A 12,469-nucleotide genomic window follows, 5' to 3' on the forward strand; every position below is an offset into this window, starting at 1 on the left:
CTGCCCCGGGTGGGGTTGGCGCAGTAGAGGTCGGGACCGTCATAGTCACAGCCAGGGCGATCACCGTGGGATCCAACTGGTTGGATGGTTTCGGCAGCCCGGCCGACTATGTGTTCAACGACCGGACCCAGGGGCTCACGTCGCCATGGCGGACGAGAACCCCTCCGAGGGCCGGCACGGGTCGGACCCTGTCGTCGCAGTGGAAGCGCCGGGATCTCGGTACCGGCTCATGGAGCGCATGCGCTGTCGGCGTGCCCGGTCGTCCGCACGCATCTGGGCCGCCCGCCGCCGGACCGCGTCCAGTTCTGCGCACAGCGCGACCCGGTGCGCGCGCACCCGCGCGACATGACCGGAGACGCTCACGGCGACGTGCTGCTCACCCATCGAGGACGCACAGCGCGCTGTCGAGGCAGGCGTGGACAGGTAAGACCCCGTCCAGGCCGGTGATCCGGAGCGGCACGGCCACCGCTGGATGGTTCCCGACCACAGCGATGGCAGCGAAGTGTGCGTGGCACTCGATCAGGACGTGGAGCCCGGCCGAGGCCAGGAACGTCACCCGGCTCAGGTCCACCACCAGATGGCGCACCGGTGCCCGGCCTCTGGCGTCGCGGGTGCACGCGTCGCGCAGGACCGGTGCCGTGCTCATGTCCACCTCACCGGTGACGCACACCAGTCTGATGGTGGGACGCGGATAGGCGATCTGGACGCTGATGAGGCGCTTGTCGTCCCCTGAGGGGTACCGGGGACCGGTGGTGTCGCGCACGACGGCCTCACTGTGTCGCGCCTGCTCGCAATCCTGCGTCGTCAAGACCAGCACCAGGCACCACCTGTCTACCAGCCTCGCCAGCCCAGCGGTACCTGTGATGGGCTGTGTGCGTCCGACGGCGAGTCCCTGCGCGGTGAAGAAGGTGAGCACGACGAGCACCCACGAAGTGACCAGCACTTCCAACCGCCCCGACGACGGCGGAACCCACAGCGACGGCCGCGGCCAGCCGTCCAGCAGCGACACCGGCCGGTACACCGACCTGGAGGACCTTGCGGTGCACCTGAGCGAGCTGGCCCGGGAGCTGCAGCAGGAACCGAGCCTGGACGACACCTTGGCGGGCATCGTGGCGGCGGCGGTCGACAACGTGCCCGGCGCGCAGATCGCCGCTATCAGCCGCGTGACCCGGCGCACGACGATCGAGACAACGGCCTGCACCAGCGAGCTGGCCCAGCGAGTGGACGAGGCCCAGTACGAGACCGGGCAGGGCCCGTGCCTGAGCACCATCTACGACGAGCGCTCCATGCGGCTCTCGGACATGAGCAGTGAGGACCGGTGGCCGCGATTCACCGAGCGAGCGCTGGCGCTGGGCATCGGGTCGATGATGTCGGTGCAGCTGTTCGTCGAGGGCGAGAACCTCGGCGCGCTCAACCTGTACAACCGCGAACCCCACGGCTTCGGCGACGAGTCCGAGCACGTCGCCCTGCTCCTGGCCAGCCACGCCGCGATCGCCATGGTCGGCTCCGAGCAGCACCAGCGGCTGAGCCGGGGTCTGGAGTCGCGGGACCTGATCGGCCAGGCCAAAGGGATCTTGATGGAGCGTTTCAAGATCGACAGTGGGGTGGCGTTCCAGCTGCTGATCCGGGCGAGTCAGTCCACCAACACCAAGCTGCGCGACGTCGCCGACCACCTCGCCCGCACCGGTGAGATCGAGAACGCTCCCGGTGCGGACAGGATGCTCGACTGAAGTGCCGGTCGCGTGACGCGACGCGGCGGACCGTCACCGGCCGGCGTCGGGTGCGTGGAGCAGTCCGTCCATGTCATCGTGATCGGCGAATCGTTCCCGCACGCCGGTGATGTCCAGGACGCGGCGCACGTGGTCGTTGTTGGCCACCCCGACCAGGTGCACCCGGTCGACGCCCTGGGCCTCGGCCAGTGCGGTCACCAGCATGCTGATCCCGGGCGATGCCATGGATGTGACCGGGGTGAGGTCGAGGACCAGGTGCCGGACACCGTCAGCGGTCAGGTGACGCAGGTAGGTCGTGACGCCCGGCGCGGTCGCGAGGTCGAGGTCACCGAGCAGGCGGACCCGCACGACGTCGGGTCGGATCCAGCTGGTCTGTCGGGTCAGCCCTCTGCTACTGGTGCTCTCGGTCGACATCTGCGGTGGTCTTCTGGTCCTCGGCCGGCGACCGGTCGGCCGTTCCTGCCGCGAGCAGAGGGCTGTTCGACACCGGCAGGGTCGCCCACACGGCTGTGCCGCCTCCGACTCGGAACCAGCCCCAGGGGGTGCTGAGTGCGTCGACCATCTGCAGGCCCCGGCCGCGCCCGGCGTGCACGTCGTGAACCTGGATCTGCGGCAGATCTGTGGACCGATCGGCAACGGTGATCCGCACGACCGTGCGCAGTCGTCGCACCTTCAGCCGACAGGGGTGCGGGCGTGCTCAATCGCGTTGGTCACCAGCTCGATCGCGACCAGCAGCAGGGCGTAGGTGTCCTCCTCGTCCGCCAGGTCTGCGCCTGCGCACGGACGGTGTAGTGGACCTGTCTCAGCGCTTCGCTGGAGGCCTCGACGTGCCAGCTCGCGACCACTAGGTGCTTGGGGCGCGACCGCTTCGGACGCTGACCCAGCGCAGGGACGAGCTCGGTCGGGCCGTCCCCTCTCTGTGTCATCGTGGAGGAGTTGACCCACACGTTCGTGCTGGCGGCCACGGATCCCGGCGTTCGCTCCCGGGGCGAAATAGCGCCGTCGCCTCGTCGCAGCGGGTGCCGGTCTTCAGGCGGCCGTGCAGGATCCGACACCAGCGCGGGGAGCGTTTCCCTTGTCGAGTGATCGATCCGAGTCCGGACATGCGTGCCGTGACGATCACCAGTGATGGTGCTCGGCCCGAGCGGGAGGAGTAGGAGCAGAGCGAGATATGCCGGAAGCGATGCTTCCGGCCGGGTCAGGAGCGTGGTCAGGGCGGAACGGGGGCGTTCCTCGGGTTCGAACCTGACCACGAGCGAGGCCGTGACCTGCTGTTTCCACGTCCGAATCTGCGGTGGTTGTGAGCAGTACTGGTGACCACGGTGCAGTAGCGGCCCTCTGGTGCCGTATCGAGCGTGGAGCGAGTGGTTCGGCGTCGAGTGCGGTCGGGCGTGCCGCGCCTGAAGCAGGTCGTGGTCCGCTTCAGCGATGCTGAGCTTGCGGTGGTGCGGGAGCGGGCGGCCGCCGCGGGGCTCGCCGTCGGGGCCTGGATCGGGGAGACGGTCCTGGACACCGCGGAGCCGGGCAGCGGTTCGGTGTGGGCGCTTCCGGATCTGCTGCGGTTGCACGCCGATGTGGTGGCGGTGCAGCGTGCCGGTGCTGTGGGGGACGGGCGGCTGGAGGCGCTGCTGGTCCGGTTGGAGGCTGTGGTCGAGGTCGCGGCGGTGGAGTTCGAGGTGCGCCAGTGATCATGAAGGTGGTGCACGGGTGGCGGGTCGGCGGGCTGGTCACCTACCTCATGGGGCCGGGGCGGGCGCAGGAGCACGTGCGGCCGCGGGTGATCGCCAGCTGGGACGGGCGCGACGCAGCGTGGCAGCCGGCGCAGACCGGTGTCGGTGAGTTCGACCTCGAGTTGGGCCCGATGATCCGGGCGCTGCGCGCCCCGGCGATCGCCGCGGGGTTGGGCGAGTCCGACGACCAGGGCCGGCGCGGCTACGTGTGGCACTGCTCGGCGCGGGTGGCGGGCGGTGATCGGGTGTTGTCCGACGCGGAGTGGGCTCAGGTCGCGCGGGAGCTGCTGGATGGGTCCGGGGTGGCGCCGCGCGGCGATGCGGGTGGTCCGCGGTGGCTGGCGATCCGTCACGCCGATGACCACGTGCACATCGCGGTGGTGCTGGTGCGGCAGGACACGTGCCGGCGGTTCTGGCCGTCGCACGACTACCCGCGGTTGCGGACGACGGCTCAGCAGATCGAGCGGCGCCTCGGGCTGGTGGTGACGGCGACGGCGGACGGGACCGCGGCGCGGGCGCCGGGGCGGGGTGAGATCGAGAAGGCGCGCCGGCAGGGTCGGGAGCCGGCGCGGGTCGAGCTCGCCTGGGCGGTGCGGGCGGCGTCGGTGACCGCTGCTGGCCTTCCCGGCTTCATCGCTGCTCTGGACGCTGCGGGGTATCGGGTGGAGGTGCGGCGCGCCCCGTCGGGGGATCCGCTGGGGTACAAGGTGGCCCGGCCCGGTGACCTGACGGTGGCGGGGGAGCCGGTCTTCTACAGCGGCAGCAAGTTGGCGCCGGACCTCTCGCTGCCGCGGCTGACACAGGCATGGGAGTCGGCCGCCCGCGGGTCCGGTGCGTCTGTGTCACCGAGCGGGGCGCGGCGGCGGGTGCAGGCGGCGCGGGCGGCGGTCGGATCATCGCGTCGTGGTGAGGCGGGGGAGGACGCGGACGGGATCGTTCAAGCCACCGGGGCGGTGGTGACGGCGTTGCGGGAGTGGTCGGGTGAACTCGGATCCGCGGCCGACGTGTTCGACCGGGCCGCCCGGATCCCCCGAGGCGTGCGTGTCCAGGAGGGGAACCTAGCCGCCGGGTTGCGTCGGACTGCCCGGCACCTGCTGCGCCAGCGGCGCGGGCTGGGCGCGGTGGATGAACCGGGCGCTGCGTCGTTGGCGCTGGCCTTGGCGGTGTCCTCGCTGGTTCGGGAGATCGCGGCCTGGCACCAGGACCGCGGCCGGGCGCACCAGGCCGCGGCGGCCCGTGCGAGCGCGACTCTGATCGCCGGTTGGGTGGGGGAGCGGACGGTGGATGGTCTGCGCCCGCCCGCCGCTCTCGACCGCCCGGTGACCACGCGTGGACCACGCCCCGACCACGCCGCTCCAGGCAGGCGCGCGGGCGCGAACGCCAACCGGCCGGCATCCGGCCTCTGACCACGTCGCCGTCGAGGTGGTGGCCACGGAGCGCGTCACGCGGATCGTCACCGTGGGCCTCCCGTGGATCGGTCGAAGGAGGCAGAGATGCGGAACGAGGAGCACGAGGGCGGCGACCAGACGGTGCAGCTGTACCGCGTTCCCGAGGCGATGCGGCTGCTGTCGTTGAGCCGTTCGGTGATCTACGAGCTGATCCGCTCGGGCCGGCTGCGCTCGGTGACCCAGGGCCGGACCCGGCTCATCCCCGCCGCCGCGATCGCTGAGTACGTCGCTCTGCTGGTGCGGGAAGCCGATGACGGCGCGGCGTAGCCGCGGCGACGGTGGCCTGCACTACGACGAGGCACGACAGCGATGGGTCGCGACCATCACCGTGGGTCACACGCCCTCCGGCAAGCGCATCGTCCGCAAGGCCAGCGGACGCACGCGGACCGAGGCACGCAACCGGCTCAAGGAGCTCGTCCGCGACCACGACGACGGCGTCCTGATCGCCGCGCAGAGCTACACCGTGCATCAGGCGGTGCAGGACTGGCTCGACCACGGGCTCGGCGGGCGGGACCCGAGCACGGTGCAGACCCTGCGCAACCTCGCGCTGCGCCACGTCGTCCCGGCGCTAGGCCGACGCAAGCTGCGGGAGCTGTCGGCGGAGGACGTCGACCGCTGGCTGGCGGAGAAGGCGCGAGAGCTGAGCACGAGCACGGTGTCGCGGATCAAGTCGATCCTGTCCCGGTCCATCACCCGCGCGCAGGCGCGGGACAAGGTGAAGCGCAACGTGGTGCTGCTGTGCGGAACTCCGACCGGGCTGGGCGGGCGGCCGTCGCAGGCGATGACGTTCGACCAGGCGCAGGCGCTGCTCGAGGCCGCGCCGGCGACCACGATGGGCGCCTACGTGGTCGTGTCGTTGCTGACCGGTGCCCGCACCGAGGAGCTGCGGGCGCTGACGTGGGAGCACGTCGACCTGGTAGGGGATCCGGACGGTGTTCCGCCGGTTCCGCCGAACGTGCGGGTGTGGCGTTCGGTACGCGCCGGCGGCGACACGAAGACGCGGGGTTCGCGGCGGACCATCGCGTTGCCGGAGCGTTGTGTCGAGGCATTGGAGGAGCACCGCGATCGCCAGGTCGTCACTCGAGCAACGGCGGGAAGGCGGTGGACCGACCGCGACCTGGTCTTCGCGACCGAGGCCGGGACGGCGATGGACGCGGCGAACGTTCGGCGCGACTTCCAGCGCGTGGTCGTCGCCGCCGGGCTGGACGACCGTCGGTGGTCACCGCGGGAGCTGCGCCACAGCTTTGTGTCGCTGTTGTCGGACGGTGGCGTGCCGATCGAGGAGATCGCCCGGTTGATCGGGCACACGGGAGGTTCGAAGGTGACCGAGTCGGTCTACCGCAAGCAGCTGCGGCCCGTCATCGAGGAGGGCGCGACGGCGATGAACCAGGTCTTTCCGGGTCGTCGACGAGTTAGTCACCCAGTTAGTCACCCAGAGCGCGTCAGAATGCCAAGAAGGCCTGGTCCGAATCCCCAGATGGGGCTCTGACCAGGCCTTACGTGGTGGGCGATACAAGGATTGAACTTGTGACCTCTTCCGTGTCAAGGAAGCGCTCTCCCACTGAGCTAATCGCCCGAGGCGGTGGCGGGAATCGAACCCGCGTACAGGGCTTTGCAGGCCCTTGCCTAAACCACTCGGCCACACCGCCAGATCCGGTGACGTCAGGGATCTAGACCTGGAGGTCCGAGCGGACCCTCCGAGCGGACGACGGGATTCGAACCCGCGACCCTCACCTTGGCAAGGTGATGCGCTACCACTGCGCTACGTCCGCCTGTTTGCGATGTGTTCACCGCGTTGTGGAGAACCTTAGCCTAGCCCGCCAGGGGGTTCCACACCCACCCCCTGCGCGGCGGCGAAGGCCTTCCGACCTGCTCGATCAGTCCCGAGCGCGGTCGTCGTCCTTGTGCAGCAGCTCCGAGAGCGCGCTGTCGAAGTCGAGCCAGGAGTACTCGTGTCCGGGCGCGACCGCGTCGTAGGTGCGGTGCAGGAACTCGCCCAGCGTCTGCGCGCACGTGGTGAACACCGCGTGGCCGGACGGGGAGGAGAGCTCCAGCTGCACCCGGTTCGGGTCGTGCGGCACGGGCTGCACCCGCACGTCCCCGCTCCCGGAGGGGGCGATGAGACCGTCGTGCAGCAGGTCCCGGGCGAAGACCCAGTCCACCGCGCTACCGTGTCCGGTGCGGAAGGACGCCTGCACGGCGAAGGGGTCGCGGCTGTGGTACGTCAGATCGACCTTGACGCGCACCGCAGGGGCGTCATCGGTGATCAGCTCGAACACCGCCGGTGAGCAGATGACCGTGTGCTCGTCGCGCATCGTGCGTCCTCTTTCGTGGTCCTGCGTGGCTCGTCAGAGAGATTTCGTGGTCCTGCGTGGCTCGTCAGAGAGAAAAACGACCGTGTCGCCAAGATGTGACGGGTCGAGCTACACACACCGCCCGGATGCCGGTACGCCCTCACTCCGACGGGGCAACGGTCACGCTCCGCAGAGGGTGATCCTGCGCCGACCGGGGTGGTGGGGACTAATCTGAACCGATCGCTGCGTCGCAGCGAAGACGATGACGTGAGGATCCCGCTGGTGGCTGAAGTCGCCGATGCGCCAGGGCCCGCCGGACGGCGGCCCAGAGCGGCGTCGGCGCGCGCCCACGACCCTGCCGACGAGCTGCTCGTCGCGCGGATCGTCGACGGCGACCAGACCGCTCTCGGTGCCCTGTACGACCGCTACGGCCGTCCGGCGTACTCCCTGGCCCGGCGCATCTGCGCTGATGACGGCATCGCGGAGGACGTCGTGCAGGAGGTGTTCCTCGCCTTCTGGCGCGACCCGCGCCGCTTCGACCCCGAGCGCGGGGCCTTCGGCACGTGGCTGCTGACCCTGGTGCACCACAAGTCCGTCGACGCCGTGCGCCGCGAGAGCTCCATCCGCCGCCGCACCGTGCCCGCGGCCGAGGACGGCGACGAGTGGTCGGCCCCGCCCGGACCGGGTGCCGACCAGGCCGCGCTGGGCAAGGTCGTCGCGGGGCAGGTGCGCGACGCGCTGGGCCGGCTGCCGGCCGAGCAGCGCCAGGCGCTGGCGCTCGCCTACTACGGGGGGTACACGCAGCGTGAGGTCGCCGCTCTCACGGGAGTGCCGCTGGGCACCGTGAAGTCCCGCATGTTCACCGGCGTGCAGCGGTTGCGGAGCGTGCTCGGCCCGCTGCTCGGCGAGTTCGCGACCGATTTCGGCGGCGCACGATGACGACACCACAGGAATGCCCGTTGACGCAGCAGGCGGTCGGGTGGGCGCTGCACGCCCTGGAGCCCGACGAGGAGATGGCGGTGCTGCTGCACCTGCCTCACTGCGCCTCCTGCCGTGCAGCGGTGGCGGAGGCCGAGTCGGTCCTGTCCGCGCTCGGCGGGGTCGTCGCGGCCGCGGAGCCGCCGCCGGCGCTGCGCGACCGCCTGATGTCCGCCGTGGCGCAGACCGAGCAGCGTCCGGTGCCCGCCCCGCGCGTGGAGCAGCCGGAGCCGACGCCGGTGCCCGTCCCGTCGTACCCGAGCGACGGCCGCCGCCACCGCCTCGACGAGGAGGACCGCGCGGGTCGACGCCCGTCGTGGCTCAGCAGCCGCGGCCGCAAGCTCGTCGCGGCGTCGCTCGCCGTCGTCGCCGTGCTGTCGGTCGGCGGTCTCGCCGTCCGCGCCACGCAGCTCGAGCAGCAGCGCGACGCCGAGTCGGCCCAGGCCGAGGGGCTGTCCGAGCTCATCGCGCGGCTCGACGAGCCGGGCACGAAGCACGCGATGCTGGCAGGGGCCGACAACACCATGGTCGCGGCCGTCCTGCTCGACAGCGGCGAGCGCCAGGTCTACTCGCTGGGGCTCGAGGCCAACCCGCACGACCACACCTACGTGCTGTGGGGGATCAAGCCCGACGCCGCGCCGGTGCCGCTCGGCACCTTCGACGTCGCGACGGCCGACCAGGGTTCGCGCCCGGTGGGCGCGGCGCCCCAGACGGAGGACTTCGCGCAGTACGCGATCTCGATCGAGCCCGGCCGCGAAGCACCCTCGTCGCCGACGGAGGTCGTGGCGAGCGGGCAGGTCGAGGTATGAGCAGCAGCACCGAGAAGTCCGGGGCGCCGGGGTTCCGCGAGCGCATCGAGGAGAACCCGGCGCTGCGCAAGACCTACCGCGTCGGCGTGGGTGTGGTCGGCACGATCGTGCTGCTGCTCGGCATCGTCGCGATCCCGTACCCGGGCCCCGGCTGGCTCATCGTGTTCGCTGGCCTCGCCATCCTGGCCAGCGAGTTCGCCTGGGCGAAGCGCGTCCTGCGCTACGCCCGCGGCAAGTACGACGCGTGGACGCAGTGGCTGGGACGCCAGTCCGTCGTCGTCCGGGCGGCCGTCCTGGCCGCCACCGGACTGATCGTCCTGACGACTCTCTACCTGCTCGGCGCGCTCTACCTCGTGGCCGGCTGGGTCGGGCTGGGCGGATGGACCTGGCTGCAGAGCCCGTTCTTCTGACGTGTAGAGTCTGCGACGGCTCGGGCGATTAGCTCAGGGGGAGAGCGCTTCGTTCACACCGAAGAGGTCACTGGTTCGATCCCAGTATCGCCCACGCAGGTCAGAGGCCCGGTTCGAGATCTTCGAACCGGGCCTTTGCCGTTGGAGTCAGCGGAAAGTCAGCAAGAGTGGTCGTGTCGGGGTCGCCTCCATCGTCGTCCATCGCCTGCAGGATGCGGTGATGGTTGTCGGTGCGGCGCGTGTAGAGGTCGAGCGTGGTGGACGAGCGCTCGTGTCCCATCACCCTCTGCACCATGTTGATGGGCACGCCGTCGTCGACCAGCCACGTCGCGTAGGAATGGCGAAGGTCGTGGAAGCGCAGTCCGCCAGGGGCGTGCTCCGCGATGTACGACACCGCGGCGGGCTCGGTGTCGAACGGCTTGCTGATCGTCGCGCCGCCCGACTCGACCCATGTGGCGAGGAAGCGGTCATCACCGGTGTGCGTGATGCGGCCGAGGAGGCCGGCCCGAACGAGTGCCGGTCGCCAGACCCGGATTCGGAACAGTGTTCGTCGCAGCGGCCTCCCGACTTGGTTGCCGAAGATCAGGCCGTTGTCTCCGAGCGGATGGTGCTCGAGGTGCGTTGCGAGGATCGGGCGCACCCAGGACGGGACCGGGATGACCCGCCGGCCCGCAGCGGATTTGGGAAACGGCTTGAAAGTGGTGGTTCCGCTGACCTCGACCACGGTGCGGACTACTCGTACTGTCCGGAGCCCGTCGTCGATCGCGTCGTCGCACAGCCCGGCAAGTTCGCCCCATCGCATCCCCGTGCCCGCGGCGGTGGCAATCAGTGCCCGGTAGCGGAGCGGCACAACGGGCAGCAATCGATGGCGAACGAGGTTCCGCTCCACGATCTGATCCGCTGTGTCGCGCTTGCGCCGGCGAGGAACCTTGACGCCGTCGCACGGGTTGTAGGCGATCTTCCGATCGCGGACAGCGGCCCGCAGGACGGCTGACAGGAGCCGGTGGGCCTCTGCGACAGTGGCCGCAGAACGCCGCTGACCGAGATCGCTGATCCATTCCTGAACGCTGGTGTGATCGATCCGGCCGAGTGCCCAGGTGCCCCACGCAGGGAGGACGTGGGTGCGCATGACCGAGGCGTCTCGGGCCCGCGTCGTGATCTCGTCGTTGCGACTGCTCAGCCAGCGGGTTGCGTAGGGTGCCAGCAGCATCCGGCCCGCGTGCGGATCGACGTAAAGTCCGCGCGTCAGGCTGGTCTCGAGCTCGGCGAGGAATCGTTTCGCGTCCCGCTTGGTGGCGAAGGTCTTCGCCCGCTGACGACCGGAGGGATCGCGCCAGTTCGCGCGCCAGCTGCCTGCGGGTGTCGGTGTGATGTGGGCCATCAGGCTGTCTCCGATTGGTCGTTGAGCCATGCGTGGAATCGAACTCGAGGGATGATCCAGCGCCGTCCCAGCCGCTTCGCCGGGATCGCGCCTTCCTTCACGAGCTCGTAGGTGAGGCCGACACTGATGCCGAGACGGACTGCGACCTGATCCACCGTGTAGATCTCTATGAGTGGAAGGTCGTTGACCGATGTCGGGTCGGTGGGATTGATCAAGGTCGTATCCCAACGCTGGCGCCGGAATGACCTTGAAGCGGTTTCGTTGGTCATCTTCTTCTCCACTTCGCTTGGGCGACCGCAGGCGGGAGCCGTTGAGAACACCAGGCGATTCACCCAACGCCGCCCTGGGTGTGAGCTGGCGGCCTCCACTGTCGTCATCGAAGTGGCACGGAAGGTTCCCCGCGCGCTGCGGCTGAACCGGCGATGTCGCTGCTCGAGCTTGTGCTGTTCCCCCTTTCCCGCACGTGCAGCCGAGCCCGGCGTGACTGGCGTGTGTCGAACGCGATTCGGACGAGTTTCCCCCACGGATGACCGGTCGCGAGCGGAGCAACTAACCGCTGTGGAGGTACGAGTCCGAATGTGGATGAACCTGCCGCCAGTATCCGGAACGGAGCGTCGGGTTCAATTCGATTGCGATGTCGTCGGTTTCAACGAACTCATACGCTCATGTTGCGATGATCTCGGCTTCGACCTGGTTGATCCCTGCCGTTGCCCCCGGCGGAGCAAGATATGCGCTAAGTAGACCTTCGGTCTACAACGCGCGCTGTGACGTCCGGAACCGGGGGGTTCCGTACTCATGCTTGTCCACAACGGGTCAGCACGGCCCGATTTGTCCACATGTCCTCGATTCGTGTCCCGTGCGGAGTGCGCACTTGCTGCCATGGCAGGTCACGGCCGAAAGGGTGAGTATTGTGCTGGTTTGGGACTGGGACGCGCGTCGCGAGGTGTCATCTGATGTCGCCGAATGACGAGATCGACCCGCTGATGATCACTTGGTTACGCGATGCGCAAGACCGGCTCTTCCATGCCGTGCCGGCCGACCAACTCCCGCCTCAGCGGGATCCACCCGGGCCTATCGCGCTCTGCGGACGGCTGGTGCTGCTGACCTCGCTGCTTGACGATCCGGCGGGTGCGGCGTGCAAGCCGTGCCTATGGAGGATCTCTCCGCGCTGAGTGGCAGCGTGACGTCGGCGTCGTGGGCGGCGCCGGGAACCGCGGGGCACGGCCGTGGCCGTCACGGCGTACAGCCTTGATCCGGTGAACAGCGTCAACCGACCCGGGCCAGGGCCACGTCGACGTCGCCCGCCGGCCGACGCCCCCCGCCGGCACGAGGTGCGGGTGCGGCTGAGCCCCGTCGAAGCCGACGCTGTGGGCGCGGCCGCACGGCGCGACGGGCTGTCGGTCGGGGCCTGGGTCGGGCAGCTCGCAGTGGGACGGGCACAGGGCCAAGCACACCCGGTGTCGGTTTCGTGGCAGGAGCTCGTCGCTGAGCTGATTCGCTTTCGGGCCGATGTCCGCCGGGCGGTGGACCTCATCGAGGAGGTCACGCCGGGCGCACAGCTACCCGGAGCCGTCGTCGTCGCCGAGCTTGCGGGTGAGCTGCTGGGCCGGGTTGACGCCGTGACGGCTGCAGCCCTTGCGGTTGGTAGGCCGGGCCTGGCTGCGGCCATTCGCGGCCGGCACCCGGGAC

The 12,469-nt window shown here is 70.0% G+C and carries 15 protein-coding genes and 4 tRNA genes; 9 read left to right on the forward strand and 10 right to left on the reverse strand.

Annotated features, from left to right (window positions below):
* Positions 1–376: 376 nt before the first annotated feature.
* Positions 377–916, reverse strand: a complete 540-nt coding sequence (locus HOP40_RS19745) for an STAS domain-containing protein (RefSeq protein ID WP_172160737.1) — start codon at positions 914–916, stop codon at positions 377–379.
* Here HOP40_RS19745 and HOP40_RS19750 point away from each other — a divergent pair.
* Complete coding sequence (locus tag HOP40_RS19750; protein WP_172160760.1) at positions 909–1,730, forward strand: GAF and ANTAR domain-containing protein; 822 nt, start codon at positions 909–911, stop codon at positions 1,728–1,730. The genes HOP40_RS19745 and HOP40_RS19750 overlap by 8 nt on opposite strands.
* A gap of 33 nt (positions 1,731–1,763) precedes the next feature.
* Here the strand turns inward: HOP40_RS19750 and HOP40_RS19755 are convergent, their stop codons facing one another.
* Both HOP40_RS19755 and HOP40_RS19760 read right to left on the reverse strand, forming a co-directional pair.
* Positions 1,764–2,144, reverse strand: coding sequence for an STAS domain-containing protein (locus HOP40_RS19755; protein WP_172160762.1), 381 nt, complete (start codon positions 2,142–2,144; stop codon positions 1,764–1,766).
* Positions 2,122–2,379: an ATP-binding protein gene (locus tag HOP40_RS19760; protein WP_172160764.1), complete on the reverse strand. Its 258-nt coding sequence runs from the start codon at positions 2,377–2,379 to the stop codon at positions 2,122–2,124. Before HOP40_RS19760 ends, HOP40_RS19755 begins: the two co-directional genes overlap by 23 nt.
* 742 nt (positions 2,380–3,121) lie before the next feature.
* Between HOP40_RS19760 and HOP40_RS19765 the strand changes: the two genes are divergently transcribed.
* The 4 genes from HOP40_RS19765 to HOP40_RS19780 all read left to right on the forward strand — a co-directional run bounded on the left by HOP40_RS19765 (position 3,122) and on the right by HOP40_RS19780 (position 6,397).
* Positions 3,122–3,418, forward strand: a complete 297-nt coding sequence (locus HOP40_RS19765; RefSeq protein ID WP_172160766.1) for a hypothetical protein — start codon at positions 3,122–3,124, stop codon at positions 3,416–3,418.
* 2 nt (positions 3,419–3,420) lie between these two features.
* The gene (locus HOP40_RS19770) at positions 3,421–4,866 is read left to right on the forward strand and encodes a relaxase/mobilization nuclease domain-containing protein (protein ID WP_172160768.1); all 1,446 of its coding nucleotides are present in this window, start codon (positions 3,421–3,423) and stop codon (positions 4,864–4,866) included.
* 87 nt (positions 4,867–4,953) lie between these two features.
* The gene (locus HOP40_RS19775) at positions 4,954–5,175 is read left to right on the forward strand and encodes a helix-turn-helix domain-containing protein (RefSeq protein WP_172160770.1); all 222 of its coding nucleotides are present in this window, start codon (positions 4,954–4,956) and stop codon (positions 5,173–5,175) included.
* A gap of 256 nt (positions 5,176–5,431) precedes the next feature.
* On the forward strand, positions 5,432–6,397 hold the full coding sequence (locus HOP40_RS19780) for a site-specific integrase (RefSeq protein WP_240157155.1): 966 nt from the start codon (positions 5,432–5,434) through the stop codon (positions 6,395–6,397).
* A 12-nt stretch (positions 6,398–6,409) separates the two neighbouring features.
* Here HOP40_RS19780 and HOP40_RS19785 read toward each other — a convergent pair.
* From HOP40_RS19785 to HOP40_RS19800, 4 genes are all read right to left on the reverse strand, one after another.
* Positions 6,410–6,484, reverse strand: a tRNA-Val gene (locus HOP40_RS19785).
* Between the two features lies 1 nt (position 6,485).
* A tRNA-Cys gene (locus HOP40_RS19790) sits at positions 6,486–6,557 on the reverse strand.
* A gap of 51 nt (positions 6,558–6,608) precedes the next feature.
* A tRNA-Gly gene (locus HOP40_RS19795) sits at positions 6,609–6,680 on the reverse strand.
* 105 nt (positions 6,681–6,785) lie between these two features.
* Entirely contained in the window at positions 6,786–7,223 is a 438-nt protein-coding gene (locus HOP40_RS19800; RefSeq protein WP_172160774.1) for an SsgA family sporulation/cell division regulator, read from the reverse strand.
* A 261-nt stretch (positions 7,224–7,484) separates the two neighbouring features.
* Here HOP40_RS19800 and HOP40_RS19805 point away from each other — a divergent pair, with 261 nt between their 5' ends.
* The 4 genes from HOP40_RS19805 to HOP40_RS19820 all read left to right on the forward strand — a co-directional run bounded on the left by HOP40_RS19805 (position 7,485) and on the right by HOP40_RS19820 (position 9,493).
* Positions 7,485–8,141 (forward strand): RNA polymerase sigma factor, encoded by a 657-nt coding sequence (locus HOP40_RS19805; RefSeq protein WP_172160776.1) that lies wholly within the window; start codon positions 7,485–7,487, stop codon positions 8,139–8,141.
* 20 nt (positions 8,142–8,161) lie between these two features.
* Positions 8,162–8,989 carry an anti-sigma factor gene (locus HOP40_RS19810; protein WP_172160778.1) on the forward strand — a complete coding sequence of 276 codons (828 nt, stop codon included), beginning with the start codon at positions 8,162–8,164 and terminating at the stop codon, positions 8,987–8,989.
* Complete coding sequence (locus HOP40_RS19815; protein WP_172160780.1) at positions 8,986–9,399, forward strand: TIGR02611 family protein; 414 nt, start codon at positions 8,986–8,988, stop codon at positions 9,397–9,399. Before HOP40_RS19810 ends, HOP40_RS19815 begins: the two co-directional genes overlap by 4 nt.
* Positions 9,400–9,421: 22 nt before the next feature.
* Positions 9,422–9,493, forward strand: a tRNA-Val gene (locus HOP40_RS19820).
* Positions 9,494–9,499: 6 nt separating this feature from the next.
* Here HOP40_RS19820 and HOP40_RS19825 read toward each other — a convergent pair.
* From HOP40_RS19825 to HOP40_RS36465, 3 genes are all read right to left on the reverse strand, one after another.
* Complete coding sequence (locus HOP40_RS19825; RefSeq protein WP_172160782.1) at positions 9,500–10,780, reverse strand: tyrosine-type recombinase/integrase; 1,281 nt, start codon at positions 10,778–10,780, stop codon at positions 9,500–9,502.
* On the reverse strand, positions 10,780–11,049 hold the full coding sequence (locus HOP40_RS19830) for a helix-turn-helix domain-containing protein (RefSeq protein ID WP_172160784.1): 270 nt from the start codon (positions 11,047–11,049) through the stop codon (positions 10,780–10,782). Before HOP40_RS19830 ends, HOP40_RS19825 begins: the two co-directional genes overlap by 1 nt.
* Before the next feature lie 1,290 nt (positions 11,050–12,339).
* On the reverse strand, positions 12,340–12,462 hold the full coding sequence (locus HOP40_RS36465) for a hypothetical protein (RefSeq protein WP_275691300.1): 123 nt from the start codon (positions 12,460–12,462) through the stop codon (positions 12,340–12,342).
* Positions 12,463–12,469: the final 7 nt, after the last annotated feature.

Source organism: Pseudonocardia broussonetiae, from assembly GCF_013155125.1.
Taxonomy (GTDB): Bacteria; Actinomycetota; Actinomycetes; order Mycobacteriales; family Pseudonocardiaceae; genus Pseudonocardia; species Pseudonocardia broussonetiae.